The 25,702-nt window shown below is 53.0% G+C and carries 24 protein-coding genes, 1 tRNA gene and 2 pseudogenes; 17 read left to right on the plus strand and 10 right to left on the minus strand.

Going from position 1 to position 25,702, the window contains the following annotated elements:
* Positions 1-4: 4 nt before the first annotated feature.
* On the plus strand, positions 5-943 hold the full coding sequence (locus tag M8T91_RS03235) for an esterase-like activity of phytase family protein (RefSeq protein WP_301416780.1): 939 nt from the start codon (positions 5-7) through the stop codon (positions 941-943).
* Between the two features lie 105 nt (positions 944-1,048).
* On the opposite strand, the gene M8T91_RS03240 is transcribed toward M8T91_RS03235, so the two are convergent.
* Complete coding sequence (locus M8T91_RS03240; RefSeq protein WP_301416782.1) at positions 1,049-2,458, minus strand: NAD(P)/FAD-dependent oxidoreductase; 1,410 nt, start codon at positions 2,456-2,458, stop codon at positions 1,049-1,051.
* An 878-nt stretch (positions 2,459-3,336) separates the two neighbouring features.
* On the opposite strand from M8T91_RS03240, the pseudogene M8T91_RS03245 reads away from it, so the two are divergent.
* From M8T91_RS03245 to M8T91_RS03265, 5 genes and pseudogenes are all read left to right on the plus strand, one after another.
* A pseudogene (locus M8T91_RS03245) lies at positions 3,337-3,534 on the plus strand (IS5/IS1182 family transposase); the annotation flags it as partial.
* A gap of 283 nt (positions 3,535-3,817) precedes the next feature.
* Positions 3,818-4,192, plus strand: a complete 375-nt coding sequence (gene sdhC / locus M8T91_RS03250) for a succinate dehydrogenase, cytochrome b556 subunit (RefSeq protein WP_301416784.1) — start codon at positions 3,818-3,820, stop codon at positions 4,190-4,192.
* On the plus strand, positions 4,180-4,554 hold the full coding sequence (gene sdhD / locus M8T91_RS03255) for a succinate dehydrogenase, hydrophobic membrane anchor protein (RefSeq protein WP_436970316.1): 375 nt from the start codon (positions 4,180-4,182) through the stop codon (positions 4,552-4,554). Before sdhC ends, sdhD begins: the two co-directional genes overlap by 13 nt.
* A gap of 3 nt (positions 4,555-4,557) precedes the next feature.
* Positions 4,558-6,330 carry a succinate dehydrogenase flavoprotein subunit gene (sdhA, locus tag M8T91_RS03260; RefSeq protein WP_301416788.1) on the plus strand — a complete coding sequence of 591 codons (1,773 nt, stop codon included), beginning with the start codon at positions 4,558-4,560 and terminating at the stop codon, positions 6,328-6,330.
* A gap of 19 nt (positions 6,331-6,349) precedes the next feature.
* Positions 6,350-7,054: a succinate dehydrogenase iron-sulfur subunit gene (locus M8T91_RS03265; RefSeq protein ID WP_301416790.1), complete on the plus strand. Its 705-nt coding sequence runs from the start codon at positions 6,350-6,352 to the stop codon at positions 7,052-7,054.
* A 404-nt stretch (positions 7,055-7,458) separates the two neighbouring features.
* On the opposite strand, the gene csrA is transcribed toward M8T91_RS03265, so the two are convergent.
* On the minus strand, positions 7,459-7,647 hold the full coding sequence (gene csrA, locus M8T91_RS03270) for a carbon storage regulator CsrA (RefSeq protein WP_301416792.1): 189 nt from the start codon (positions 7,645-7,647) through the stop codon (positions 7,459-7,461).
* 986 nt (positions 7,648-8,633) lie between these two features.
* Between csrA and M8T91_RS03275 the strand changes: the two genes are divergently transcribed.
* The 5 genes and pseudogenes from M8T91_RS03275 to M8T91_RS03295 all read left to right on the plus strand — a co-directional run bounded on the left by M8T91_RS03275 (position 8,634) and on the right by M8T91_RS03295 (position 11,976).
* Entirely contained in the window at positions 8,634-8,825 is a 192-nt protein-coding gene (locus M8T91_RS03275; protein WP_301416794.1) for a hypothetical protein, read from the plus strand.
* A gap of 91 nt (positions 8,826-8,916) precedes the next feature.
* Positions 8,917-9,321: a hypothetical protein gene (locus tag M8T91_RS03280; protein WP_301416797.1), complete on the plus strand. Its 405-nt coding sequence runs from the start codon at positions 8,917-8,919 to the stop codon at positions 9,319-9,321.
* 290 nt (positions 9,322-9,611) lie between these two features.
* Complete coding sequence (locus M8T91_RS03285; RefSeq protein WP_301416799.1) at positions 9,612-10,133, plus strand: hypothetical protein; 522 nt, start codon at positions 9,612-9,614, stop codon at positions 10,131-10,133.
* 70 nt (positions 10,134-10,203) lie between these two features.
* On the plus strand, positions 10,204-10,692 hold the full coding sequence (locus M8T91_RS03290; protein ID WP_301416801.1) for a hypothetical protein: 489 nt from the start codon (positions 10,204-10,206) through the stop codon (positions 10,690-10,692).
* Positions 10,693-10,879: 187 nt separating this feature from the next.
* Positions 10,880-11,976: pseudogene (locus M8T91_RS03295) on the plus strand (IS3 family transposase).
* 3 nt (positions 11,977-11,979) lie between these two features.
* Here M8T91_RS03295 and M8T91_RS03300 read toward each other — a convergent pair.
* A complete protein-coding gene (locus M8T91_RS03300) occupies positions 11,980-12,255 on the minus strand; it encodes a phage portal family protein (RefSeq protein WP_301416802.1) in 276 nt (91 codons plus the stop codon).
* A 332-nt stretch (positions 12,256-12,587) separates the two neighbouring features.
* On the opposite strand from M8T91_RS03300, the gene M8T91_RS03305 reads away from it, so the two are divergent.
* Together M8T91_RS03305 and M8T91_RS03310 are read left to right on the plus strand one after the other, a co-directional pair.
* The gene (locus M8T91_RS03305) at positions 12,588-13,565 is read left to right on the plus strand and encodes a hypothetical protein (RefSeq protein WP_301416804.1); all 978 of its coding nucleotides are present in this window, start codon (positions 12,588-12,590) and stop codon (positions 13,563-13,565) included.
* A 136-nt stretch (positions 13,566-13,701) separates the two neighbouring features.
* The gene (locus M8T91_RS03310) at positions 13,702-14,145 is read left to right on the plus strand and encodes a hypothetical protein (RefSeq protein WP_301416806.1); all 444 of its coding nucleotides are present in this window, start codon (positions 13,702-13,704) and stop codon (positions 14,143-14,145) included.
* 10 nt (positions 14,146-14,155) lie between these two features.
* Here M8T91_RS03310 and M8T91_RS03315 read toward each other — a convergent pair.
* The 4 genes from M8T91_RS03315 to M8T91_RS03330 all read right to left on the minus strand — a co-directional run bounded on the left by M8T91_RS03315 (position 14,156) and on the right by M8T91_RS03330 (position 17,922).
* Positions 14,156-15,318, minus strand: a protein-coding gene (locus tag M8T91_RS03315; RefSeq protein WP_301413877.1) for an IS3 family transposase whose coding sequence is annotated in 2 segments (ribosomal slippage) — positions 14,156-15,063 and positions 15,063-15,318 — 1,164 coding nt in all. Because the reading frame shifts where the segments join, the coding sequence is not laid out codon by codon here.
* A gap of 577 nt (positions 15,319-15,895) precedes the next feature.
* Positions 15,896-16,438, minus strand: a complete 543-nt coding sequence (locus M8T91_RS03320) for a hypothetical protein (RefSeq protein WP_301416808.1) — start codon at positions 16,436-16,438, stop codon at positions 15,896-15,898.
* Between the two features lie 14 nt (positions 16,439-16,452).
* Positions 16,453-17,049 (minus strand): AHH domain-containing protein, encoded by a 597-nt coding sequence (locus tag M8T91_RS03325; protein ID WP_301416810.1) that lies wholly within the window; start codon positions 17,047-17,049, stop codon positions 16,453-16,455.
* A 786-nt stretch (positions 17,050-17,835) separates the two neighbouring features.
* A tRNA-Leu gene (locus M8T91_RS03330) sits at positions 17,836-17,922 on the minus strand.
* 174 nt (positions 17,923-18,096) lie between these two features.
* Here M8T91_RS03330 and queA point away from each other — a divergent pair.
* The 4 genes from queA to secF all read left to right on the plus strand — a co-directional run bounded on the left by queA (position 18,097) and on the right by secF (position 23,389).
* The gene (gene queA, locus M8T91_RS03335; protein WP_301418992.1) at positions 18,097-19,170 is read left to right on the plus strand and encodes a tRNA preQ1(34) S-adenosylmethionine ribosyltransferase-isomerase QueA; all 1,074 of its coding nucleotides are present in this window, start codon (positions 18,097-18,099) and stop codon (positions 19,168-19,170) included.
* A gap of 14 nt (positions 19,171-19,184) precedes the next feature.
* Positions 19,185-20,303 (plus strand): tRNA guanosine(34) transglycosylase Tgt, encoded by a 1,119-nt coding sequence (gene tgt, locus M8T91_RS03340; protein ID WP_301418995.1) that lies wholly within the window; start codon positions 19,185-19,187, stop codon positions 20,301-20,303.
* Positions 20,304-20,508: 205 nt separating this feature from the next.
* A complete protein-coding gene (secD, locus tag M8T91_RS03345; RefSeq protein ID WP_301416812.1) occupies positions 20,509-22,377 on the plus strand; it encodes a protein translocase subunit SecD in 1,869 nt (622 codons plus the stop codon).
* Between the two features lie 10 nt (positions 22,378-22,387).
* A complete protein-coding gene (gene secF / locus M8T91_RS03350) occupies positions 22,388-23,389 on the plus strand; it encodes a protein translocase subunit SecF (RefSeq protein ID WP_301416814.1) in 1,002 nt (333 codons plus the stop codon).
* 104 nt (positions 23,390-23,493) lie between these two features.
* Here the strand turns inward: secF and M8T91_RS03355 are convergent, their stop codons facing one another.
* The 3 genes from M8T91_RS03355 to pyrC all read right to left on the minus strand — a co-directional run bounded on the left by M8T91_RS03355 (position 23,494) and on the right by pyrC (position 25,656).
* Positions 23,494-23,688 carry a PFL_1563 family small protein gene (locus M8T91_RS03355; RefSeq protein WP_301416816.1) on the minus strand — a complete coding sequence of 65 codons (195 nt, stop codon included), beginning with the start codon at positions 23,686-23,688 and terminating at the stop codon, positions 23,494-23,496.
* A gap of 169 nt (positions 23,689-23,857) precedes the next feature.
* A complete protein-coding gene (gene rnt, locus M8T91_RS03360) occupies positions 23,858-24,532 on the minus strand; it encodes a ribonuclease T (protein WP_301416818.1) in 675 nt (224 codons plus the stop codon).
* A 92-nt stretch (positions 24,533-24,624) separates the two neighbouring features.
* Positions 24,625-25,656 (minus strand): dihydroorotase, encoded by a 1,032-nt coding sequence (pyrC, locus tag M8T91_RS03365; protein WP_301416819.1) that lies wholly within the window; start codon positions 25,654-25,656, stop codon positions 24,625-24,627.
* Between the last annotated feature and the right edge of the window lie 46 nt (positions 25,657-25,702).

The following is a 25,702-nucleotide window of genomic DNA, read 5'->3' on the forward strand; positions in this document are numbered from 1 at the left end:
GACTATGATTGAGCGTGTTTATGCTGTTGTTGGTGGTGTACTGCTGTCCTCTTTGGGGTTGGCTGCTGAAATCAGTAGTGCCAAATTGTTGGCGAGTTATTGGGTGGATGGTAGCGAGGGTCTGGGTCTTTCCGGTTTGAGTTTTTGTAACGGCCAACTGCTCACTGTTTCCGATAAAAAATCAGATACCATTTATACTCTTGAGCTGGAAAATAAGCGTGCCAAGGCGGTGCCTTATCTGGAGATTTCTGGGCTCAGGCCACCAAAAAAAGACAAGCCCACAAATCTCTGGTATTTCTTCCTGGATTTAACACGGCGGCCTTCCGCAATGGACTTTGAAGGAATCAGCTGTAAGAATAACGCTATTTATATTCTGAGCGAGCGCTTCAACCGTATTGCCAAAGTCGACAAGCAGGGTAAAGCCCATTGGCTGGAAACAAACTGGTCTCTGGAGGCAAAGACCCAGGGTTACCTGCAAGGGTTCAATCTCTCAAGTGAAGGAATAGTCAAAGTTGAGGATGATTTTTGGGTAGCTTTAGAGAGCGAACCCCGCGGCCTGGTAAAGCTGGCCTCCAATGGGAGTATCCAGATCTTTCAACTGCCACCTGTCGATGGGCTCAAATTTCAAGGGGGCTCCGAGGATCTGACGGCCCTGGATTATTTTAACGGGGCCCTGTTTACCTTGGAGCGCAACGCCCACGCCGTATGTAAAAGAGCCCTACCCAACCTGCAAGCGGAATGGTGTCTGGATTATCGTGCGCTAGAATTATCACCGGAGCTGGGGTATGAAGGGACCCGGACCGGTGGTATGGGCGATGGATTGGCAGTTCGAGAACAAGGCATTTTTGTATTGTTCGACAACAGCAATATCAGCCGTATCCAGGACCCGAAGGATCGCCGTGCGCTCTTGTTGCAGCTGGCTTTCCCCGAGGGTACTCGTTAGTGAATGGAGTCCCTGGTGTTTTACAGGGAATGATAACAGGCTCATGCATCGCGCTTTGAGTTGGGTATTTTTCCCCGGTATCAGCTATAGGCACACGCATTAATGCTAAAATGAAATCATTTTGCTTGGATTAACCACCTTCATAACACTCATGGCTGCTTTCATGACGGGAATAGCGAAGGGGGAAATCTGTCTTCCCAGCGGAATATCATGATGCTCAATTTTCGCCAGCATGTCGAAATCGTCATTCTGGCCTGTAAGGTCATCACAAATGGCTTTGCCGATGCGCACTGTCTGAGCAACACCATGGCCACTCCAGCCATGTACCGTGTATATGGGGGTTTTGCCTTCACTTTTTCTGCTATCCGTTGCACCATTGAGTGTAAAGTCACTCACGCCACTCCATGAATAGTCCAGTTCAAATTCACCGTAGCCTGAAAAAACTGTATTTAATCGGCTAAGTAGATAATCGTTGACCTCTTGTGTATGCCAACAGGTTCCACTCCCCTCACCACCGAAAAGCAACCGGTTGCCATGCACGGGGCGATAGTAGTCAATGGAAAATTGTGTATCATAAACCGCCATTTCAGAAGGTATGAGTTTGTCTATCACACCAGATTTGAGTGGTGTAGTGACACCGACATAGGTATAAAAAGGAAAAGTGGTTCCCCCGGCATCTGGGTCCAAATGAAAAGTAGATTGGTGGATGGCAAGAACCACACCTTTGAGTGCTTTGACCGTGGCCTCTTTGGTGATGGCCACAACCCCATCCGTAGTTTCTTCCAACTCAACAACCTCGGTTTTCTCGAATATTTTACCACCTGTACTGGCAAATCCAAAGGCCATCCCCCTTACTAGTGCCAGTGGGTGAATTTGCCCTGCCAGCTTGTCGATGACGCCACCAGCATAATAATCAGAGCAAAGATAGTCTTTCAGCTGATGGCGACCCACCACGCTGGCATTGCGGTCACCAAGTGCACAGCGTGCATCAACTCCTTCCAATAATGGGGACAAATGGGCTGAATGCACCGCTGCGGTGATATGGCCTTTTTTGTGTGCAATATCGAAACCATAACGCTCTGTGATATCGTTAATTAACGCCATCGCCTCATCTGAGGAAAATTGCCATAGCCGTTTTGCCTCGTCAAAACTCAATTGGGCCAACATATCTCCCGCTTCCCAACGCGCCAGGCCGGGCGTGATTTGCCCGCCGTTACGGCCTGATGCGGCAGAACCAATATGATTTTTCTCCAGAACAACAACCTCGTAACCGGATTCTGCCAAATGCAGAGCTGCCGATAAGCCGAGCAAGCCACCACCGACCACAATCACATCGCAGGTGCAGTCTGACACAATACTGGTACTGTTTGTCCATGGAGTCAGTGAAGCTTCATAGTAATTTGCCGGATTGCTGATGGAAGGATCAGATACCCAATTCCACAGAGGGGTTTCCAATCCTATCGTCGATGACACAAAATTTAACTTGTCCAGAAGCTCCGGTTTTTGGCTTGTCATTAAAATACTCCAGAACACTCAAGTGAAGATAATCAAAATAACCAATGCCACAGAAAATAGTAACATGATAGTTAATATTGGCTGAAATGTTGCAAAAATCAAAAAAATTACGATGTTTTGGAAAGCTTGTAACTCTACTGTACGAACAGGGATGTCACATTTTATTTTCCCTAAAATGGCTATAGATGAAGCTGTGCCCGTATTGGTTTTGGAAAAGTGCTGATACCTGCTAACGATGCTTTTAATACCCGCGGTGGCTCCATTCGGCTGAGAATAAGTTCCGGTCGTCAGCTCTCAACTGGTTGCCTCTTCAATACACGAAACGATTGGAAGTATTTATGTCAAAACGTCAATCCCACTCCACTCCGGCAGGTCAAGAAAAGCGACTTTCCCATCCATTATGCTCACTTTCTCGACGGCCTGTTTATTAAAGGTTCGAAAAGGAACACTGTGGGATTTTCTACAAAACCAACTTCGAGAACTCTCTGTAAAATCTTGACCTGGTGTACCATCTGGAGGGCGCCTGCACGTTGCTGTATTTTCTTGCTCCTGCGATCAGTCCCGGCAACGGAAACCCATAGTTGAATCCCAGCGCACAATCGGGATTCAGCGAGTTACGTTGGAATTATTCATTTCGGTTTTCCCTGGATTTCGTTCGGGATTATACCAAGAGTATTGACTCGTCTTGTAATCCCTGCGCTATGGCTCTTTCTGCTTGGGCCGTTGGTCTTTACAGCTTGACCAGTTTTCCCTAATGGCTGAGTTTCATTATCGAGAGTGCATTGTTTCAGACCTGTAACAGGTTGGCCCATCATCTATCAGTGAGATGGCGACTACCGCGTGCCTTACGTAAGTGTGTGCCGATTGGGAGCCACGTTGCCAACGATCAGGATGGGGCAATAGGGAAAAGTCGGGTGGGGAACACAAGCAAGATCCATTTAGCGGTTAACGCTTACGGGCAACCGATTGCACTTGAAATTACGGTTGCCCAGATCAATAACTGCACTCAAGCTGCAAGCCTGATCGCCAGGACAGAAGGTGTGGAAACCATAGCCGCAAACAAAGGTGATGATGCTTTAACATAAAAACCTCCATTGTTTTGGCGCAAACAGGCCTGGATGAATGATATCAACGCCATCCACGCGATGGCTCCTTTTACAGGTGAGCTGACTGCTATTATATTTCGATTGACCGGGAATGTGGTTTTTTCAACAGGCGGTTACTCCGCACAGCTTGCGCAGGTACGGTTATTTGCATAAGACGTATGTAAGCTGCGTGTGATGCAATCGGCAATCAGCCTGTCCCTTTCTTGAAAAGCTAACGGGCGCCCGGTCGTTCAGGGCAACAAGGTATTTTCCTGTGAACAAAAACAGACCTGTCAATCTGGATCTTTCCACTATCCAGCTTCCCGCTGCCGCTTTGGCTTCCATTTTGCACCGCATTTCCGGCGTTGTGCTTTTTGCTGTCGTCGCGCTGTTGCTCTATATGCTCGATGTCAGCCTGAAATCGGAGCAGGGCTTTGCCGATGTGGCGGCAGTATTTAACAGCCTCCCTGCCAAGCTCGTGCTGTGGGCCTCACTGGCCGCGCTTATTTATCATCTGCTGGCCGGGGTGCGCCACCTGTTGATGGATATGGGCATTGGTGAAAGCCTGGAAGGTGGCCGCCGCAGCGCTGTCACAGTACTGGTGCTGAGTGTCATCCTTATTTTACTGACGGGGGTATGGTTGTGGTAAGAACAGTTACAAGTTTTGGCCGTAGCGGCACTTTTGATTGGTTGTACCAGCGCGTTACCTCGGTGGTGCTGATTGCCTATCTCCTGTTTATTGTCGGCTTTATTTTCCTTACAAAAGACTTTGGCTACCAGGCTTGGTCAGAGTTGTTCGCCCAGCGCTGGATGCGTGTGTTCAGTCTGGTGGCCCTGCTGTCGGTCATTATTCACGCCTGGATCGGACTCTGGTCTGTTGTCACCGATTACATCACCAACCGGGTGATGGGGGGCAAAGCCACGGTGCTGCGCCTGTTCGCGGAAGCCGCTCTGGCGGTAGTTGCCGTGTTGTACACGGTGTGGGGCATCGAAATTCTCTGGGGTGTATAAGCGATGGCGAACACACGTACAATTTCCTTTGACGGGATTGTCATCGGTGGCGGCGGCGCCGGCATGTGCGCGGCACTGCAGATGGCCCGCTCCGGCTACAAAACCGCGGTCATCAGCAAGGTCTTCCCGACCCGTTCACACACGGTGTCCGCCCAGGGCGGTATCACCTGTGCCATCGCCAGTGCCGACCCGAATGACGACTGGCGCTGGCACATGTACGACACGGTGAAGGGATCCGATTACATCGGTGACCAGGATGCCATCGAATATATGTGCTCTGTGGGTCCCGAGGCGGTGTTTGAACTGGAGCATATGGGACTTCCTTTCTCCCGTACCGAAACGGGCCGTATTTACCAGCGTCCGTTCGGCGGTCAGTCAAAGGACTACGGCCGCGGTGGTCAGGCCGCGCGCACCTGTGCGGCGGCAGACCGCACCGGACACGCCCTGCTGCACACCCTTTACCAGAACAACATCAGGCACGACACGGAGTTCCTGAATGAATGGTTTGCCATTGACCTGGTGAAGAACCAGGACGGCGCGGTTGTGGGTGTGATCGCTTTGTGTATCGAAGATGGCGAGATCGTCTTTATCAAGTCCAGGGCGACGGTGTTCGCCACCGGTGGCGCCGGTCGAATCTACGCCTCCACCACCAATGCCCATATCAATAGTGGTGACGGTGTGGGGATGGCCCTGCGCGCGGGTATGCCGGTGCAGGATATGGAGATGTGGCAGTTTCACCCCACCGGTATCTATGGCGCCGGCGTACTTGTCAGCGAAGGCTGTCGCGGCGAGGGCGGTTACATGATCAATAAGGATGGCGAGCGCTTTATGGAGCGCTACGCACCCAATGCCAAAGATCTCGCCGGCCGCGATGTCGTGTGCCGCTCCATGGAGCTGGAAATCCTCGAGGGTCGCGGTTGTGGTCCCAAGGGCGACCACGTACTGCTGAAGCTCGACCACCTGGGGGAAGCATTGCTCAACAGCCGCCTGCCGGGTATCTGCGAGCTGTCCAAGACGTTTGCCTATGTGGACCCGGTGAAGGAACCGATTCCGGTAGTGCCCACCTGTCACTATATGATGGGCGGTATCCCCACCAATGTGCACGGCCAGGCCCTGACCCAGGACGCGGCCGGCAATGACCATATCATCGACGGCCTCTACGCTTGTGGTGAGGTGGCCTGTGTCTCGGTGCACGGCGCCAACCGCCTCGGTGGCAACTCCCTGCTGGACCTGGTGGTCTTTGGCCGCGCTTCGGGCCTGTTTATCGAGAAGGCCCTGCGCGAGGGAATTGAGCACCGCGAGGCCTCCGAGTCGGATATCGAAGCGGCCATGGCGCGCCTGAACCGCCTGGAGACCTGCGAGACTGGCGAAAAGGCCGCCGGTCTGCGCAAGGAACTGCAGGATGTGATGCAGGACTATTTCGGTGTATTCCGCCGCGGCGACGATATGGCGGAAAGTGTGAAGAAGCTGGCGGGTCTGCGCGAGCGTATCGAGAAGGTGCGCCTGGACGACAGGAGCCGCGCCTTCAATACCGCCCGTATCGAAGCGCTGGAACTGCAGAATCTGCTCGAGGTTGCCGAGGCCACTGCGATTGCCGCCGAAGCCCGCACCGAGAGCCGCGGGGCCCATTGGCGGGAAGACTTCCAGGAGCGCGACGACGAGAACTGGCTGAGTCACACCCTGTATTTCCCCGCGGAAAAACGGGTTGGCAAGCGTGCGGTAAACTTTGCGCCAACCACCATGGAAGCCTTTGAACCAAAAGCTCGCACCTACTGATTCGGGAGCGAAATAGAGTATGTTGAAAGTCAGCATTTACCGCTACAACCCGGAAACCGACAAAGCGCCCTATATGCAGGACTACGAGTTGGATACCCAGGGCAAGGGACTGATGGTGCTGGATGTACTGGAGCTGCTCAAGGCCGAAGACTCCACCCTGTCTTTCCGGCGTTCCTGTCGCGAGGGTGTGTGCGGTTCCGACGGCATGAATATCTCCGGGCGCAACGGCCTCGCCTGCACCACGCCCCTGTCGGAAGCGGCACCGAAAGGCAAGCTGGTGCTGCGGCCACTGCCGGGCATGCCGGTGATCCGCGATTTGGTGGTGGATATGGAACAGTTCTACGAGCAGTACAGGAAGATCGAGCCATACCTGCAAAATGATACCCCGGCGCCCGCCATTGAGCGCCTGCAGTCCCCGCAAGACCGTGAAAAACTCGATGGCCTGTACGAGTGTATTCTGTGCGCCTGCTGCTCCAGTGCCTGTCCATCCTATTGGTGGAACCCCGACAAGTTTATCGGACCCGCCGGGCTGCTGCAGTCCTACCGCTTTCTGGCGGACAGCCGCGATCTGGCTACCGAGGAGCGGCTCTCCAACCTGGACGACCCCTTCAGCGTATTTCGCTGCCGCAGTATTCAGAACTGTGTGAATGTATGCCCGAAGGGATTGAATCCCACCCGCGCCATCGGTCATATTCGCAGCATGCTTTTGGCTCGCGCCGTTTAGTGAAATCAGGGCCACCCGGCAGTGTCTGCCCAATGCGGGCCGGCATGGGAAACCCATACATTGTCAGCCCCGGTGAAATATCCAAATTCCGGGGAGTCCCGTTGTGAATCATTGATTGCTAAATTGAGCTGTTAACTACGCATCCTGCAGATAGCGATTTCAAACGGGCTGGCAGGTTTGCGTACTGAACAGGGCGCCGACGCCAGGGGATCACACGGTACCGCAAAAGACGCGTTAGCAGGGCCGCGGGCGGCCCTGGATAGCACTCTGCGTGAGGGTGATTGAAAACCGACAAGCTGCTGGCGTTGGTGCAATACATTTTATGGGTGATCCCAAACCATTAAACCCGCGGCCTCACCGGGAAATCCAGGCCCATGGTGGGCCCTGGTGGGAGGCACTGTTTCTCAGTAGCTGTCATTGCCCAGTGCCCGTTCCTTTTGGATGCGCAGATACACTTCCTCCCGGTGCACAGGTGTGGATTTGGGGGCCTCTATGCCCACTCTCACCTGGTTACCCGAAATACCCAATACGGTGACAGAAACGTGGGTTCCAATTCTGAGATTCTCGCCGGTTCGGCGTTTTACAACCAACATAAGCCTTTCCTTCCGGGTTGCAAATCCCGGGCTGACTTTTCGTGATGGGAATACTGGGAAAGTAACCTGTGAAGGCACTACAAGGGGGCGCGCGGGAACGGTAGGCGGTAAAGCAGAATCGGCGGATGCAACGCGCCCAAAGCCTGGGCAACCGCGCCAGGCGCCTGCAGGGGCCCCGCTTTATTGAAGACGAGCGGGCTTCTAGCGTATTATACATATAGCCATTTTGATACTGTGTTTATCAATTTGGTTAGCTGGCCTTTGGTGTTCCTAGCACCCTGGGTCAGCGCCTTTTACTTACGCTTAGGTCACACTACCGTTCTCCTGTTGCAGGGAAGGATCTATTAGAAGCTGCCTGGGCCGCCCGAATTTTTCGGGTTTCCTGTGCCTACCCTGGGGTATGGGCTCACAGAAACCTGCACAATCACGGCCCAGAATGCAGATAAACGCCCATGAATTTTACGCTGCTTTACTACTAAAGAAAACTGAATACAATTCGATAAGATAATTTTGGCGCCTATATTTCCAGTCGCCTGCGCCTGGAAAAGCACAATGCCCCACTCAAAGGTGCAAACTGACCAAAGGACCGGAAGGGAACGCCGCGGGCTTTGTTCACGAAACCAACTCTGGTAATTTTCTGTAAACCCCGGCCCTGCGAAACCGTATCGAGGACGCCTGCGCGCGGCTGTATTTTCCTGCTGCTGTGGTGAGTCCCGGCAATGGCACCCTGGAGCTGAATCCCAAGGCGCAACTGGGGCTCAACCAGATCATCTGCCAGATCCGCGAGCTGTTGACGACGGCTAAGCATCACTAACGATAAGCAGTGAGGGCGGCGGTGGCCGCCCTTTGTATCAATTTTATGTAATTGCTTGATTTTTATTGAACATTTTGGGTGGGTGACGCAGAATTGCTTCTGAGATCGCAAACGGGATAAAATTTTTCACAGTGAGCACCATATGTAGATAATGTGTTAAAAGGAGTAAAGTGTGAAAATTGAACCAACGGCCACATATTTACAATTTATTGCGGTAATTGGTGCGGTCTTAGCAATGCTTTATGGCCTAAACATGGTTTATAAGCGTATCAAAGCTAAATGGGCCATCAACTCTAAAAGTTATTGGTGTTGTTCTATTTATTCCAACACTTCTAATTCTTGCAATAATAGAAAATTGGATTAGGAAGAACATAACAATATAAGAAAGCATCACTCTGCGGACTTGACGGGCTAATGCACGTAGCTACTTTGGGCGTTAGCAGTAAAGGAACATCATGTTTAATCGCATTGAATATAGAAAGCTAAACTCCAGGCAAAAAGAGAATTTCAATTTTCAGAAAGTTGCTGCTGAGCTGGCTGACTATGGCTTTAATTGCATGTGGCTCAACGATGACTGGCAAGGAGCTGACTTTATTGCTTGCCATATTGATGGAAACACTTTTCTCAAGATTCAGTTGAAGGGCCGCCTAACTCTTGAAAAAAAATACAACGGCAAAGATATTTATGTAGCCTTTAATCAAGATGAACAGTGGTATATTTATCCGCATGATCAGTTGCAATCAGAATTATTAGAAATGGGTCTTATGTTGGGCTCCAAGTCATGGGAGGAGAATGGTGGCTATAGTTGGCCAAAAATTCCCAAAAATATAGCAAAGCATATGAGCCAGTATGCAGTATAAAATTGTAAAGAAATGGTGATAATTAGCACGCAACGCGTGCCAGAGTCAGCACTAGGTGCCTCCCTGTTTGGCCAAGTGTTAGTGCTGTTTTTTTGTGCCTGCAATATCGTCCTGTGCAGTGTGTCCGTGTTATGGCCGGGTGGACAACGGGGAATACAAGACCCGAAAGGGAAACATCCGTGGTGGCTCCTTTAGGCCGAAAGTGACACCCGGCCACTATTTTTTGGACGGATTGGGGATTGTGTCGGAAAAGCGAGTAAATACATAGTGTTACAAATGATGGACAGCTTGTGAGCATCTGGAAACTTATTGAAAAATTGATTTATATAGTTTTTACTTGTACTCTGATAATAATTATAGTGGCTTTTTTTACCTTTCATCAGTTCATGAGCGAGCAATGTACCACTATCTCTGATATTGCTAATAACGAGGAAATAGTTAACTATCTCGATGATTGGGCAACAGATAATATAGTCGACAAAGGTTATTACTTTGTGGCAGGTATGCATGGCGATATTACTGCGAGAAAAGATGAGAGCTTTATTGATATAACTCCTTTGCCAGATCCAAGTATAACTAATATTGAACTAAAACATTTTCGATTTGGTATCCGTAAAATATCGGGGAATTTTGAAGATCCAATTACAAGCCGTAACGTGGCCATGTTCGATTTTGGGCGTGGTCGTGATCGTGTAATTTTATTAAAAAATAGCGAAAGATTAACTAGCTATCGAGAGCATCATATTGAGTCAGGTCATCTTTTGAAGATAAATGAAAACGTATATGCCTATTGTGCAAACTCAAGATTTTAAATGTAATAACTTAATCAGGCTGAGCAGTGGATAGAATTACCTTTTTCACTAAGTTAAAAAAATCTTCAGTGTGTCTGCACCATGCTTGCTTATATGGTTTGTAATTGCGTCTATCACTAGCGCGAGAAATAATGAATATGAAAATATTGTAAATGCAATATCTAAGACTGAACAGCTAGGGCAATGTGCTATCAATACTAATGTTGAAAGAAATTGGCCTTTTAGTTGGACTCCAGCATCAATGAAGGTTTCACTAACAAAAGATGATGTAACTGTAAAAACGTCTACAAGAAAATTTTTTCTGCCTGATAGAATAGAACAGTCGCCAGGAAGTTATTATTATTACTTTAACTGGTCCGAAATAAAAGAAAGTGCAATTATCCCATCGTTTTTGGAGTTCGAGCTAGATAGGCAGCGTGAATTGAAATGGATAAAAGTAGGGAAATGCCCGCCCACCCAAGAAAAGATATATTTTGATACTGAATATGGAGAGAGAAATAACAATAAAACGTATGAAGAATGTAAAAATTTAGAATATGTTGCAATTAAATGCTCTTAACAAAAAACACAATGGAGGTTTTTTGGCTCACTTGTGCTGTCGCTACGCTTGCTGTGAGCATTAGGTGATCGAATGTTTCGAAGTATTTTCAAAATCATAGGCATATTATTTCTTCTAGTAATATTAATAATACTGTGTTAATAATTAATTATCAGATTGAAACAAGAAATCACATAAGCCGGAAGAAATTGTCACGAAGTTGCGCCAGATTGAGGTGCTCTGCGGTCAGGGAATGTCGCGTTTGGATGCGATACGCCAGATGCAAATAACTGAACAGACGTTCTATCGCTGGCGTAAGCAGTATGGCGGGATGGGAACCGACCAACTGAAGGAACTCAAGCGACTACAAAAGGAGAATGAGCGGTTGCGCCGAGCAGTATCGGATCTCACGCTGGACAAGTTGGTTCTGTCAGAGGCTGCCAAGGGAAACTTCTGAGCCCTTCACGTCACCGTGCTTGTATTGACCACCTACGAAGTCGATTTCACATTTCTGAGCGTCGTGCGTGCCGTGTTTTGGGCCAGCATCAATCCACGCAAAGGCGCCTGCCTGTTGGTCGTTCCGACGAAAACCGCTTTGTTGCTGACATGGTCGAGCTTGCGCGACAGTACGGTCGATACGGCTATCGCCGGATTGCAGCTTTACTGAGAGATGCGGGCTGGCAAGTAAACAACAAGCGCGTGGAACGACTGTGGCAGCGTGAGGGGCTGAAGGTTCCAATGAAACAACCAAAGAAGGGACGGCTCTGGCTAAATGACGGGTCGTGTGTTCGACTGCGTCCGGAGTATCCGAACCATGTCTGGTCGTATGACTTTGTTCACCATCGGACTAGCGATGGGAAAGCATTCTGAATGCTGAACATCCTGGACGAGTACACCCGAGAATGCCTGGCAATCCGGGTGAAACGAAAGCTGAACTCAACGGAAGTGATTAATGTATTAACAGATCTGTTCATTTTACGCGGTGTTCCCGCCTACATCCGGTCAGACAATGGTCCGGAGTTTATTGCACAGGCGGTCAGGGGCTGGATCACATTTGCTGGTGCAAAGGTGGCTTACATAGAGCCGGGTTCACCCTGGGAGAATGGGTACTGTGAAAGCTTCAACGCCCGGCTCAGAGACGAGCTTCTAAACGGTGAAATATTCTATACGTTACAAGAGGCGGAAATTATTATTGAGGAGTGGAGGAAGTACTACAACACCAAGCGGCCACACAGTGTCTTGGGCTACCGCCCACCGGCCCCGGAAACCACCGTGGAGAAAGAGCCACGGCCCGCTATGCACTAACATTTAAACTGGACCACCTTGGTGGGGCTGATCAAATTCATCTTTGGTGGCAATCTCCCCCACCGGGATAATCTGCACCGACTTCTCCTTGCCGTCCGGAATATTCACAAACAGGGAACGGAAGTTGCCCGCCCCCTTGCTCTGGCGCACCTGTTCCTTGATGAGCTGTTCGTCTTCCGCACTCAGGTTTTTATCGGCGGTGTAGAAGACATAGCCCATATGGGCGCCATTGCGGTAATACTTGCGTCGGAACAGGGTGCTGTCTTCGTTCAGTAACACCGCCTGCACACCGCCGAGATACTGGGGCCTGCCGTAGATCTGTTGCTTGGGGTTTGTACTCCTTGAGCTGGATCACCTCGCCGGGGGCGAACAGCACCGGGTTGTCGCCGTTGGGTTGCAGCAGGCAGTAGCGGTCCGCTTCCTTGCGGCGGCGCATATTCAGGGCGGGCAGGACCACTGCCCGCGGGCTTTGCCACGGATTTTGGCATTGCCAACCGCGCCCGCGTGGCCTGTATCCCCTGGCTGTGCCCCGGAGTGTTGCTCAATAATCACTATGTCACCGGAGTTGCGCTGGCCGGTAATTTTATGAACCTGACCTGGAGCGCGGACCTGTGGAAGCACAAATAAAACGGCTGCTGGAGCGCGCCTATCCGGAACTGAAAAGCGGCCTGCATCTGCCGCTGCTGGCCCGCATAGTGGCTATCAGTGACCCCACCAAGCAAGCGGAGCTGGCAGAAGAGTTTCGGCCGCGCTACGGCGTGGATGTGCAACTGCTGAACAGCGAAGGCAAGGCGGACCAGCAGATCCCCGTTTTTCGCAGCTTGCCGCTGCCGCTGCACTTTGCCGGCAATGAGCGCGGGGCTTTTGGTTTTCCGCAACCGGGCACCCTGGTGGAGCTGGCCTTTGCCTATGGCCGCCCGGACCAGCCGTTTATCCGCACGGTGCTGTGCCGGGGCCTGGGTGTGCCGGCACTGGATCGCGAGGATTTAGTCTGGCAGCAGAGCGACACCGTGCGGCAAAAGGTGGATGCCCAGGCAACCTGGCACCGGGAAACCCACGGCAAGATCCGCGAGTGTGCGCTGCAGAAAACAACCGAAGCGGCCGCACTGCATACAGACTGCGAGAATGAACACCGCCAGGTACGCCAGCATTCCATGAAAGCGGTGGCAGGGATAAAGTTGATTGAAGCCCTGGGTGCGTTGCGGTTACTGTCTGGTGGCAGTGCCAATCTGTCTGCGCTGGATAATCTCAACCTCACCACTGCCAGTGATATCAATGTCACTGTGGGGCGGGATTTGAAAGAGCGCGTGGGCAATATTACCGAGCGCATCGCCAAACTCAAACAGGTGATCAAGGTGGAGGCGGGTGGCACCCTCTGGCTGGGTAACACTGCCGACAATGTGCTGCAGCTGCTGAGCGACCTGATGGGCGTGGTCAAAACCTTGGCCGATGACCTGGCTACCCATACCCACCTGGGTGTCACGCCCGGAAGTGGCAAGACCCAGGCCCCTGAAAGTGCCGGCACTTATAACTCTGCCAGTGCGGATACCGAGACAATAAAAAACAAGCTTGATGGGATGAAGGCATAAACAATGAAAAAGGTCTTGGTGGATTTCGTATTAGAAGTTGGCACTCTCCTATAGTAAAAAAATATTTACTATTAATCTTAATTAATTTATATTCAAGTGGCTTACACATGAACAATAAATCATTAACGGACTATTTATGTTTAAAAAGCTATCTTTGCCAGTCGCGTTGGCTGCTATATTTGCGAGCTCAAGCTCCGTTGCACATCATTGCCCACCTACTTATATATATGTACCTATCGCTTGGGAAACTGTTTACTCTTATAAAAATGAATGTAGTTATTCCATCAATACATATTTCATATCTGAGGGTGGAGAGCATATCCAGGTTACGGGTGCTGCAAATCAAGATACCTCTTGGAGCACTGATATAAATAATATTGGGTGCCCTTCAAGTGTGATTGGTCAAATAATCTACGTTAACCTATCTTCTCCAGAGAAATTCATTGAGCCTGAATTCGGTTCTATACCTTTAGAATCAGCGGATTTGCAGACTAGAGAAGAAAATGGGAAGCCGACAGAGTGGGAACGGGTTAAAGTCACTCCAAAAGAGCACCCTAGATTCTGTCCGGATCCGATATAGAATGTAGTGGTCAACTATTTCCGGACAGTAAGTTAAGTTTTTCTTCCGCCTTTGCGGGTGGTATACCATCGTTGTGCTGATGGGGACGTTCCCAATTGTAGTAGGTCATCAGATAGTGACTGATGTCCCGGCTTGCCTCTGCGATGGAGGCGTAGCCAAGAAACGGTACCCATTCGCTTTTCAGGCTGCGGAACAGTCTTTCCATCGGAGCATTGTCCCAGCAATTTCCACGACGACTCATACTCTGTCTCATCCGGCAGCGCCATAGCCGCTGCCTGAAAAGACGGCTCCCATACTGGCTACCTTGATCCGAGTGGAACATGACACCATTTGGCTTATCTCGCTGCTCCCAGGCCATTTCCAGAGCTTTCACCGTGAGAGCCGCATCCGGCTGCTCTGAAATCGCCCAACCGACGGTACGGCGGGCGTACAGATCTATCACCGTAGCCAGGTAGCACCAGCGAGAGCCAGCCCAGATGTAGGTGATATCGCCACACCAGACTTGATTTGGCATTTCCACATTGAACTCTCGATCAAGCTCATTCGGTATATCTGGCCGTTCAACCGTTGCCTTTTTGTAATTGTGAGAGCCCGGCTGCTTGCAGATCAGACCAGCTTCGCGCATCAGCCTGCGCACTTTGAAGCGCCCGATTGTGATGCCCTGATTGTTGAATATCCCCACAATTGTTCGGCTACCAGCGGCACTGCGGCTACGCTTGAAGACTTCATTGACCCTGGCACAAAGCTGAACCCTCGATACATCAATGCTATTTTTTCTGCTCTTGTACTCGTAGTAGCATGATCGAGGTACATCAAACGCTTTGCAGACCACTTCGACGGACTCTTGCTCACTTAATCGGTCTATCAGCGCGTACGATTCATCTCGTCGGACATCAAGAGAGCGGTAGCCTTTTTTAGTATCTCTTTCTCCCGTTCCAGGCGATTGATCCGGGCCTCAAGCGCTTGGATCTTTTGTTGATCGGAGGTAAATGCTTTGCTCGCAGGTGTCTTCCCGCTACGTTCAGCTTCAAGCTGTTTCACCCATCGGCGGATGGCGGTGGTACCCACATCCAATGAACGGGCGGCCTCAGGTACTGAATAAGCTTGATCTACGACCAGGCGGGCAGCATCCAGTTTGAACTCCAGGGAGAAGGAACGACGTTGTCTACTCATTGAACACCTCTAACTCAGGTGGCGACTTTACCACCTAAAATGGTGTCCGGGTTTAGTAGACCACTACAGAATCAGAAAAATCAATTAAGCGGGCTGCAGGTTGATGTGAGGTAGCGATTAAACTTTAGTTACCTAATATGCGCCCATAGACCTGGTTGAAATAGTTTACTTCTGCTTCAACCAGGTCTATAGCGCTAGTAGGCGAGATTTGTTCAGCTTGCGCCTCGCCAATTTCAAAATATCAAGCATTAGGATTTATTCTGTTTAGCACTAGCGAAACTTCCGTATCGTCGCACAACCCTCACGCGTCACAAATCTTCAAAAACCGTCTTTTACAGGCCACTAGCCCAGGTAAATTACATACAACAGTGAGATGCACGTGGTTATCGGGTTGTTTAAAGCAGGGTTAACCAACTAAAGCTTATGAAAGAAAAATAATAGATTTTACTTGTCGGTGGAAGATTCCAAGAAGGTACTGTGGTTCATTTAACCTTATGGGGATTTAGTATGGAGGTGCCAACTATGGTATCTCCATATAGCCTTTGCCGGTTGGCTCTACTAATGGGGGTTTTCAGTGTTAGTAGTGGGTTAGATTAGTACTGAACAGCAGACCGTCGAGCTTCTCAGACTCAACCACATCCTTAAAAGCACCTGTGCAATAGATGCTGATATAGGATTCCTTGGTCCTGAATACCGGCACATCTTTGAGCTTTTCTTCATCGAATGCGATGCCTGAGAGTAAGTCATTATCCCTCGTGACAGAGCTGGGCACGATGGCGTCGAGGTCTTCAGCAATTGTTAACGGGTTGAATAGGTAGAACTTGACTCCTTGATACGTGCAAGGCAGGAGTTCACCAAATGGACCCAGCAGGCCTTTCAGCGCTTGATATGCCGACTCGTGGAGTACCAGATAGTTTTGCCATGTAGAAAGTGTGGGAATCACCGGGGAGGAATCACAAGCCTTGAGACTCAACTCCAACGGCACCCAGTCACCAGCATAAGCCTGAGGGTTTGTATTGAAGACAAACTGAATACTCCCGCGCTTTCCGATAACTTCTCCAGGCTCAAAGTAGGGGGTCATATAGTCGCTGTCATTCTCGAATACTTGGTAGATTTTCATATTGTTTCTAGGGGTTAAAGCTTATCGGCTGGCAACATAACATAGTTCGGGAAAGTGGAGAATTTGAGGTCATATTCTATGCCTCTAAGTAGTTTTTCAACCTCCTGCTCTGTAAGGTTGCTGAAATCTAGAGTATCGAATTTAGCTTTTAGCCATTTGTAATAGCCATTCCTGTGAATACGTGAATGAGGGACGGCATCAGGCATTTTGGGGTGTGGGGTATCTGCTGTTCTTCTGGGAAGCCAGGTTCCATTTCTTATGTCATCTATCCTGATTTTTACAAAGGCCAAAATACCTCGTTGCTGTACAGCCTTTGGGTGCCCGCCAGAGACTATGGCATGGGCGTCACAGTTTCCGCCAGGGTGGGGCTTCCTGTTTTTATCCATAAACTTCCCGAGCCGGGCTGAGTCATGTTCCTCACTTACCAAGTCCATCTGTGACATGGTGACAGACTCTTGGCGGTATTTGTCGAGGGTTTCTTCAACCTGCTCAACGACCTGTAGAGCCATATAGTCCGCCTTGGTGATGTCCTGCTTTGAGGCAAACATATCAATGGCCACCTCGCGGCGGTCTTTTAGATAGTAAGGTTTTGGCTGTTCGTAATGTCCCATTGCTGTCCCTGCTCTGCTATCACTGAAAGAAAAGAATACAGGAGCCAGAAAAGGGAATAAATATACACACTATGACAGATTGCTCACTCTTCTCGAATTAATATCAAATAAATTCTATTAATATCGGCCACACAACATCTATCTAAACTGTCGTGCCAAACCACAAAGGTGGGATTTCAATTTTCTTCATCGCCTGACAAGGTCAGTCACGCTGCCCGTTTCTGCCTTAGAAATCGAAAAATTGAACTATTTCAATGGGCTAAAACGTTAGCACATACAAGTCTGCACATTTTTTGAACGGAGAAAAGGACTGTCGATCACTCCTCCCCACGCCTGCCGGTTTTGCGCTTTTCCTTAGCCAGTGAAATTGGAAAACACCGCAAACCCCCGCCAGCCGTGGGCTGTAGCGATTTTCGGGATTTCACAAATTGAAGAAAAATGAAGAGAATTGAAGAGATTTTTCACAGGCCAAATTGGCCGAAAGCTAGTAACCATGGGGTTTTCCGAGAGATGGAGAGGTTTTGTATCAGATTTGTTTGAAGAAGTAAGGCAGGCGAATAGCCAACTAAACTGGCTGGCTGGGCCGAAGCTTTGTTAAGTCCTTGGGCATTATTGATTTTGAGAATTATCAGAGCAGATTAAGGGGGCATTTGTGGACCAAAAAATATGTGTGTGGACACTATGTGGACATTACCGGGATTTATGGCACTGAATCCTACAAAAAGGGAATGGAATAGAGAGCAATAAAAAACCCGCGAAAGCGAGAGCTGGCGCGGGTTTGAGAGCTGGTACCAGAGGCCGGACTCGAACCGGCACGCTTTTAAGGGCGGGGGATTTTGAATCCCCTGTGTCTACCAATTTCACCACTCTGGCACAGGCGCCTTGCAGCTGTCGGCTGCCAGGGCGGGCGTGATTATAGCAACGGGCAAGGTGGGGTCAATCAGTAAATTCAATCACTTAGGCGCTTTTCTGTCGCGCCAGTTAACAGGGCCTAAAATTTCCTATAACCTTCGCGACCACTTCACAGATGCTTTTTTCCAGGATTCCATGCAGCGTCAGGATTTCGATTTTCACCTGCCCGATACGCTGATTGCCCGCGTGCCGACCCAGGCGCGTCGTGGAAGTCGCCTTCTTTGCCTTGATGGCCCTGAGGGGACGATTGCACATCGCCGGTTTCCGGATATCCTCCAGCAGGTCAACGCCGGTGACCTTGTGGTCTTCAACGATACCCGGGTGATCCCGGCGCGCCTGTTTGCACGCAAGGAAACCGGCGGCAAGCTGGAGATCCTGGTTGAGCGGGTGCTCAATCGGGGGCAAGCCCAGGCCCATGTGCGCGCCAGCAAGTCCCCCAGGCCGGGCACCGGTATCCTGCTGGATGACGGTACCCGCATTGAGGTAACGGGGCGCTGCGGAGCCCTGTTTGAGCTGGCGTTTCCCGCAGAAGAGGGGGTGTTAGGGGTTCTGGAGCGCCTCGGGCATATGCCGCTGCCGCCCTATATTGACCGGGAGGACGATGCCCGTGATCGCGAGCGTTACCAGACCGTGTACAGCCGCCATGCCGGCGCGGTTGCCGCACCCACAGCGGGGTTGCACTTTGATGAAGCCCTGATCGGTGCCCTGCGTGACAAGGGGGTGGAGATTGCCTTTGTTACCCTGCATGTCGGGGCGGGTACCTTCCAGCCGGTGCGTGTGGACAATATCCGCGAACACCAGATGCACAGCGAGGTGCTGCATGTGCCGGAGCGTGTGGTGGAGGCCGTGGCCCGCTGCCGCGCGCGCGATGGCAGTGTGATCGCCGTGGGCACCACCAGTGTGCGGGCCCTGGAAAGTGCAGCGCGCTGTGGTGAACTGACCGCGATGGTGGGGGAGACCGATATCTTTATCTATCCCGGTTACGAGTTTCGTGTGGTGGATAAACTGGTCACGAATTTCCACCTGCCGGAATCCACCCTGCTGATGCTGGTGTGCGCCTTTGCCGGTTACCAGCACACCATGGCGGCCTACCGCGCAGCGGTAGCTGAGGGCTACCGTTTCTTTAGCTACGGCGATGCCATGTTGATCTCTCGCAATCCCAATGCCCGTGGCGAAACCGTGGCGCCCGTAACAGGAGATACCCCGTGAGCCGGGAATGTTTCATGCAGTTTGAGCGGGACACCGCCGATGGCAAGGCCCGGCGCGGCCGCCTGCGTTTTCCCCGCGGGGTGGTGGAGACACCGGCGTTTATGCCGGTGGGGACCTACGGTACGGTAAAAGGCATGCTGCCACGGGATATCCAGGCCATCGGTGCGCAGATTATTTTGGGCAATACCTTTCACCTGATGCTGCGTCCGGGTACCGAAGTGGTGAAGAGCCAGGGGGGCCTGCATGAGTTTATCCAGTGGCCGGGCCCCATCCTTACGGATTCCGGCGGTTTCCAGGTCTTCAGTCTGGGCGCGCTGCGAAAAATTTCCGAGGCGGGGGTGTCCTTCCGCTCCCCCGTTGATGGGAGCCCGGTGTTTCTCACCCCCGAGGAGTCCATGCGGGTCCAGCGGGACCTGGGCTCTGATATCGTGATGATCTTCGACGAGTGTACGCCGTATCCCGCCAGCCCCGAGCAGGCGCGCACGTCCATGGAGCTGTCCCTGCGCTGGGCGGAACGCTCCAGGCAGGCCCACGGTGAAAACCCTGCGGCCCTGTTCGGCATTGTGCAGGGGGGGATGTACCCGGAGCTGCGCGACGCTTCCCTGCGGGGGCTGACCGGGATTGGTTTTGATGGCTATGCCATCGGCGGTTTGTCCGTGGGCGAGCCGAAAGCGGAGATGATCAAGGTGCTGGATCACCTGGTGCACAACATGCCGGCAGACAGGCCCCGCTACCTGATGGGTGTGGGCAAGCCGGAGGATATTGTCGAGGCGGTACGCCGCGGTGTCGACATGTTCGATTGTGTGATGCCTACCCGCAACGGGCGCAATGGCCACCTGTTTACCGCAGACGGCGTGGTGAAAATCCGCAATGCCAAACACCGCTATGACAGCGCGCCGGTGGAAGAGGAGTGCGACTGCTACACCTGTGCGCACTTCTCCCGCGCCTATTTACACCACCTGGACCGCTGTGGTGAGATGCTGGGGGCGCAGCTCAACACCATACACAACCTGCGTCATTACCAGCGCCTGATGCAAAAGCTGCGCGAGGCTATCGCCGTCAATACCCTGGGGGCTTTTGTCGCGGAGTTTTACCGCCGCCTGGATCGCGAGGTGCCGCCCCTGCGCGCTTGAGGCGCGGCACTGTTTTGCTGTCTGCGGTACTGCGCGCCGCGCAGCTGTGTCCCTGCGATTTGTCCGGTCACCCGATCCCCGTATAATCGGCCACCACTTGTTCCGGGGGCCGTGTCTCTTGCAATCCGGTCACAGCGCCCGCATATCCAGGCAGATTGCCATGATTTACCGGCCCTAGAGGTCACAGTAAAACAATGAGAACAGTATGAATCGCTACCCGATCTGGAAGTACTTTCTGATTCTCGCGGTTGTGGCCTTTGGCCTGGTCTATGCCGCGCCCAATCTCTACAAGCCGGACCCGGCAGTACAGATCTCCGGGCAGTCCAGCGCCATGACCATTGGTCCAGAGGTGCTGGAACAGGTGGAAAAGGCCCTGGATACGGCGGGCATCGAATATTTCGGTGCTGAAGTGGGCGATAGGGCGGTTCTGGTTCGCCTGGATTCCATGGAGGCACAGCTGCCGGCCAAGCGGGCGATTCAGGAGGCGCTGGGCCATAACGATTACGTGGTGGCCTTGAACCTGGCCTCAACCACCCCCGAGTGGTTGAGTGGAATCGGGGCCAGCCCGATGAAGCTGGGGCTGGACCTGGCCGGTGGTGTGCACTTCCTGATGGAGGTGGACACCAATACCATTGTCAAAACCAATATGGAAAGTTATGTCCAGGAGGTGAAGACCAAACTGCGCGCGGCCAAGGCCCGTTACCGCAGCGTTGATCTGATTGACGATCGCGAGATTGTGGCGCGCTTTCGCAGCGAGGAGTTGCGCAGCCTGGCACTTTCCACGCTGCGCAAGGATTTCCCGCAACTCCAGCTGCGCGAATCCGGCAGCGGTGAGAACCTGGAAATACGCGCTGTGTTGTCTGAGCAGGAAATCAAGCAGTTGGAAGACTACGCGGTTACCCAGAACCTCACCACCCTGCGCAACCGGGTTAACGAACTGGGGGTAGCCGAGCCCATCGTCCAGCGCCAGGGGCGCAACCGCATTGTGGTGGAGTTGCCCGGTGTGCAGGATACCGCAGAGGCCAAGCGCATTATCGGTAAGACGGCCAACCTGGAATACCGAATGGAGGCCCGCCCCGACGAACTGGTGACCAATAAAGAGTACTTTGAGTACCGCAGCGAGCAGCAGCGCCAAATGTATGGGGGCGCCTGGCTTGAGCGCAAGATTATTATCAAAGGTGACAGTGTCACCAATGCCCGCGTGGGTTACGACGAGAGCGGCTTCCCCCAGGTGAATATCACCCTCGATTCCCGCGGCGGCGAGCTGATGCACCGCGCCACCTGGAAGAATGTGGGCCGCCGTATGGGCACCCTGTTTATCGAGACCCGCTTTACCCCACAGACCCGGACTGATGCCCAGGACAACGAAGTCATAGAGCAGATCAAGACCGAAGACAAGAAAATTATTAGCCTGGCCACGGTACAGAGCGCGCTGGGCAAGCAGTTTCGCATCACCGGTCTGGACAGCCCGGCGGAAGCCCAGGAGCTGGCCCTGCTGCTGCGCGCCGGTGCCCTGGCTGCGCCCATGTATTTTGTGGAAGAGCGTGTCATAGGGCCGTCACTGGGGGCCGACAATATCAAGGTTGGCGTACAGTCGGTACAGATCGGTCTGCTGGCGGTGATTATCTGCATGCTGATTTCCTACCGGGTGTTTGGCCTGGCGGCCACTATCGCCCTGTCGGTCAACATGATCCTGCTGGTGGCGGTGATGTCGCTTCTCGGTGCCACCCTGACACTGCCGGGAATCGCCGGTATCGTACTCACCGTGGGTATGGCGGTAGATGCCAACGTGCTGATCTTCTCGCGGATACGGGAGGAGCTCAGAAATGGCATGCCGCCGCAATCGGCGATTACCGCCGGTTTTGACAACGCCTACAGCACCATTGTCGATGCCAATATCACCACGCTGATTGTGGCGTTGATCCTCTACGCAATTGGCTCAGGCCCGGTACAGGGCTTCGCGGTCACCCTGTCTATCGGCATTCTCACCTCTATGTTCAGTGCCATTATGGGGACGCGGGCCATTATCAACTTGTTCTACGGCGGTCGCCGTGTACGGAAACTCTGGATTTAAGGGGCTGGCCATGAGTGAGACCAAAGTGGAAAACGGCAAGATCACCGAGTACATGGGCAAGCGCGTGTACGACTTCATGCGCTGGCGCAGGGTGGCTGCGGCGATCTCCATCGCTCTGCTGCTGGCATCCATTGGCGTGCTGGCGGCCAAGGGCCTGAGGTTTGGCCTGGACTTTACGGGGGGCACCCAGGTTGAGGTGGGCTATGAGGTCACCCCCTTGATCAACGATGTGCGCGCACAGCTGGATGATGCCGGCTTTGAGGGCGCAACAGTGGTCAACTACGGCTCCGAAAACGAGCTGCTGATCAAGCTGCCGCCGGAGGTGACCGAAGAGGAGACCCAGATCAGCGCCACCGAGCAGGAGACGGTAACGCCGATCGGCGACAAGGTGGTGGCGGTGCTGCAGGCCGCCAGCGACGGCAGTGTGACCCTGCGTCGCGTGGAGGTTGTCGGACCGCAGGTGGGTGCGGAACTGCGCGACGACGGTGGCCTGGGTATGCTGGTGGCACTGGCTTTGGTCATGATGTACGTGGCCCTGCGCTTTCAGTACAAGTTCTCTATCGGTGCGGTTGCGGCACTCGGTCACGATGTCATTGTTGTGCTGGGTTTCTTTGCGTTGTTGGGGCTGGACTTCGATTTAACCGTTCTGGCGGCGGTGCTGGCAGTGATCGGTTATTCCCTCAACGATACCATCGTGGTGTCTGACCGCATTCGAGAGAACTTCCGCAAGGTGCGCAAGGCGGAGCCCGAGGAGATTATCAATATCTCCATCAGCCAGACCCTGGGCCGTACCTTCATGACCTCCTTCACCACCCTGCTGGTGCTCTGGGCGCTGCAGTTCTTTGGCGGGGAGCTGATTCACAATTTTTCCCTGGCCCTGATTGTCGGGGTGATCGTGGGTACCTACTCCTCGGTGTATGTGGCTGCAAACGTGCTGATGGGACTGAAAATTTCCAAGGAAGACCTGATGCCACCGGTGAAAGAAGGGGCGGAGCTGGAAGAAATGCCCTGATTGGAGACGGATGCAAAAATGCCCGAAAACGCGCCTCCGGGCACGCCTCGCCTGGGGCGGCCGGAGCCGTTTTTTTGTGTCTGGCCCTGGATGGGTGGTCGCGGTTAATTGCGGGGCTTTTTACCCAGCGTGATATGTTTTGGTCCAGCAGTATTGGTCTGGCCGCTCACCCCCTTGGGCACCTGCTGAATCTCACCGCCTTTTTCCAGGAAGGCCTGCACCTGAGCTTCAATACTCTCGCTGGTCTCAAGGGAGGTGGATTGTTTGCGCCTTGAAGAGGGTGATGCTTTTTTGGCCACGATACCTGTCCGGTTGGATGATCAAGCTGAATATCATACAGAAGTTTGCACAAAAAATCACCCAACTGCCTAAGGTGTACGCATAGGGCGGCTATCACGGGTGGCAGCAGCGGCATTCGACCTTGAGAGGGGGAGGGGCGGCGGCGGGGCTGTCACGCCGGCAGCTGGTTTATTCCGCCTCCGGCTCAATCGGTTCCACAGCAGCCACAGGCCAGCCGCCCAGTGCCCGCCATTTGTTCACAATCGTGCAGAATAGGGCGGCGGTTTTCTCTGCATCGTACTCGGCGGAATGTGCGCAGGTGTTGTCGAATGCAATACCGGCGACCTGGCAGGCCTTGGCCAGTACGGTCTGGCCATAGGCAAGCCCGGCGAGACTGGCGGTGTCGAAGCAGGAGAAGGGGTGGAAGGGGTTGCGCTTGATTGCACAGCGCTCCACTGCCGCATTGACGAAACCGAGGTCAAAGTGGGCATTGTGGGCAACCATGATGGCGCGGGTACAGCTGTGCTTTTTAACCGCGCTGCGGACTTTGCGGAACAATTCCGGCAGGGCGATTTCCTCCGGGCAGGCTGCCCGCTCCGGGGATTCGAGGTCAATACCGATAAAATCCAGGGCGGACTGCTCCACATTGGCACCCGCAAAGGGCTCCAGGTGGAAACTGTGGGATTCCAGTGGGAAGAGCCTGCCGTCCTCGTGCATATCCAGGAGGACCGCGGAAATCTCCAGCAGGGCATCGGTGCGGGCATTGAAGCCACCGGTCTCCAGATCTATCACCACCGGCAGGAAACCGCGAAAACGCTGCGCGAGGGGGCTTTTGGGTCCTGTCGATTGTTCCGCTGGGGTCACTGTGAATCCTTGTCAATCTTAATGGGGCCGGGCTGTTGCCACGGGAATTCTCTGCGGGCGAAGGCCACCTGAAGCATTGGCTGGGATCAACATTATACGAGCTGCCATTGCAGGGTTTCACCGGCGGCGAGTGGGATCAGGGGCTCGCCACCCATATCCAGGCTATTCGGCAGGGTCCAGGGGCGCTTTGCCAGAGTAATGGTACCCCTGTTGCGTGGCAGCCCGTAAAAGTCGGGGCCGAATTCACTGGCAAAGCCCTCGAGTTTGTCCAGTTTGCGCGCCCGTTCAAAGGCTTCCGCATACAGCTCGATGGCGGCGTAGGCGGTGTAGCAGCCCGCGCAGCCGCAGCTGGCTTCCTTTTGCCCGCGCGCGTGGGGAGCCGAGTCAGTGCCGAGGAAAAACTTCGGGTTGCCACTGGTGGCCGCTTCGATCAGGGCGGACTGGTGGGTGCTGCGTTTTAAAATCGGCAGGCAGTAGAAGTGCGGGCGGATGCCCCCTGCCAGCAGATGGTTGCGGTTGTACAGCAGGTGGTGTGCGGTGATGGTCGCCGCAACCCCCGCTCGGGCACCCTGCACAAACTCGGCAGCCTCGGCAGTGGTAATGTGCTCAAGCACTATCTTCAGGGTGGGAAAATCCTCTACAAGTCGCGACAGGGTGTTTTGGATAAACGCCCGCTCGCGGTCAAAAATATCGATTCCGCTGGTGGTGACTTCCCCGTGCAGCAGCAGCTTCATGCCGCAGGACTGCATCTCTTCCAGTGCGGGATAGATATTGACGATATCCGTTACGCCGGAGTCGGAGTTGGTGGTGGCGCCGGCCGGGTACAGTTTGGCGGCGATGATACCGGCAGACCGGGCCTGGCGGATCACTTCGGCATCTGTTTTGTCGGTCAGATAAAGCACCATCAGGGGCTCAAAAGCGCAATCGCTGGGAATCTGGGTGCAGATACGCCCGCGGTAGGCCAGAGCGCTCTTGGCATTGGTCACCGGCGGCACCAGGTTCGGCATCACAATAGCACGACTGAATTGCCGGGCGGCATCGCCCACGGTGCGTTTGAGGGCGGTGCCGTCGCGCAGGTGAATATGCCAGTCGTCGGGGGCGCGAAGGGTGATTTGCTCCGCCATGGTACTCCGTGTTGCGTTTCGCTGTAGTGTATTGTTGTGCGGCGCG

This window comes from Microbulbifer sp. MI-G, from assembly GCF_030440425.1.
GTDB lineage: Bacteria > Pseudomonadota > Gammaproteobacteria > Pseudomonadales > Cellvibrionaceae > Microbulbifer > Microbulbifer spongiae.